The sequence below is a fragment of the uncultured Planktosalinus sp. genome (genome assembly GCF_963973675.1).
Lineage (GTDB): Bacteria > Bacteroidota > Bacteroidia > Flavobacteriales > Flavobacteriaceae > Planktosalinus.
In genome coordinates this window covers 1-1627 of sequence record NZ_CAXBAN010000474.1, presented here as the reverse complement: position 1 = coordinate 1627, position 1627 = coordinate 1, and the positions used below count along the sequence as shown (strand labels likewise).

At 43.9% G+C, this 1627-nt stretch carries 1 protein-coding gene; it reads right to left on the bottom strand.

Annotation, left to right across the window (positions count from 1 at the left end):
• The coding region (locus AACY61_RS13470) for a TonB-dependent receptor plug domain-containing protein (protein ID WP_339612098.1) at window positions 1–1508 on the bottom strand (1508 nt) is incomplete at its 3' end.
• Window positions 1509–1627: the final 119 nt, after the last annotated feature.

Genomic DNA, 1627 nt, shown 5'->3' with positions numbered 1-1627 from the left:
AACACCGTTTCAGAGACCATGATGTTCTTGGGCGGGTCCACCGTTACAAAATCGACATAGTTTTTCTCATTTCGTGTAAAATACACAGCACTGGCCCTAAAATTGGTGTTTGTGGTAAATTCAACACCTGCTTCTATGGTGGCATTTTCTTCCGGTTTTAGCTCTTCATTGCCATAAGACGGGTCATAAATCTGAAACAAGGACGGGGTGATATAAGCCGTGCTGTATGAAGCAAGCACTTTTAAATTGTTTTCGCTTAAAGCGAAATTATAAGAAGGATTGATGTTGTAAACCAACTTGTTATCATAGACCGAATGCGTATTCAAACGTGCACCGGCATTGACATTCAATCCAAAATCGGAAACATACACCCCATTCACATAAGGGTCAAAAATGGTGAAACGCGCATCCTCTTTATCAATTAGCTGTGCAAACTCGCTTTCGCCGAAAGGAATGCTAAAAGCGTTCATATTTGAAGTAGAGAGATTAAACCCAACGATAGCCGTCACTTGCTCTCCCAACCGATGCTGCAGATAATTGTCTAACGCATAAAAACGGGCATCATACTTCACCGGAAAGTTATCAGACAATTCACGCTCTAACCACGCATAAGAATCGTTGAAGACATACTTCCCGCTTTTGTATTTCCACTCAAAGTTACCCCCTGTGCGCAGTTTGCGCGATTCTGAAAGGTGGTTGGCATCTGTAAAATCAAATTTGTCAAAGCCGGTTTTGAACTTGCCATAACTAAAAAACTGACTCATTTTTATATTTTCAGTCAGGTGAACACCCAGATTGACTTTGGTATCAAAACTGTTAAACACATCGCTTTCAAAGGGTTCTTCGCCTTCGGGTGCAGCTATGGCTGAGAGTCCGTCAACATAGCGGTTGTTAAAGGTAGCGAGGTAGAAAAACTTGCCCACTGTCCCGTTGACATTTACTGAGTTTGTAAATTCCTCAGCGCGGTAAGTATCCACTCCCTGTGCCTGATTGGTGCCTACCGTCGAAGTAAAGGACGCTGCAATGGGTTGATCACTCGATTTTTTAGTGGTGATGTTGATGACCGCTGTGGCTGCACCACTACCGTAAAGCACACTGGATGCGCCTTTCACAATCTCAATCTGCTCGATGTTTTGAGCCGGCACCAGTCGCAGGTCATAATCATTGGCAATTTGAGAGCCGTCTGTCACCTGCACGCCATCCAACATAATCACGACCTGACGGTTTCTGCCACCACGCACATAGTAGCCTAAATTTTGTCCGTCATAACTGCGGCTACCGTTGATTTCGATACTTGAAACCTCGTTGATGACCTGTGCTACTGACTTTCCGGTACTGCGCTCCAGGGTCTCCGAAGTGATTTTAGAAACTACTTTCCCGCTGTTTTTGCGGTGGAGTTGCACTTTGGTGTCGATAAAAACGGAGTCTAATGGTTCTGCTTTTTGAAATTCCTGGGCAGAAACCAGTGTGGTGGCACATAATAGTGCCGAAATCATTAATTTGTTCATTGGTTAAAAGAATTAACCGGGAAATAAGGTATGAAGCTTCCTTCACCCAAACTTTTATCCCGAAAGTTTGACAATGGTTTTTTGAATGTGGCAGGTCTCCTGGCTCGCGTCTTGTTGTT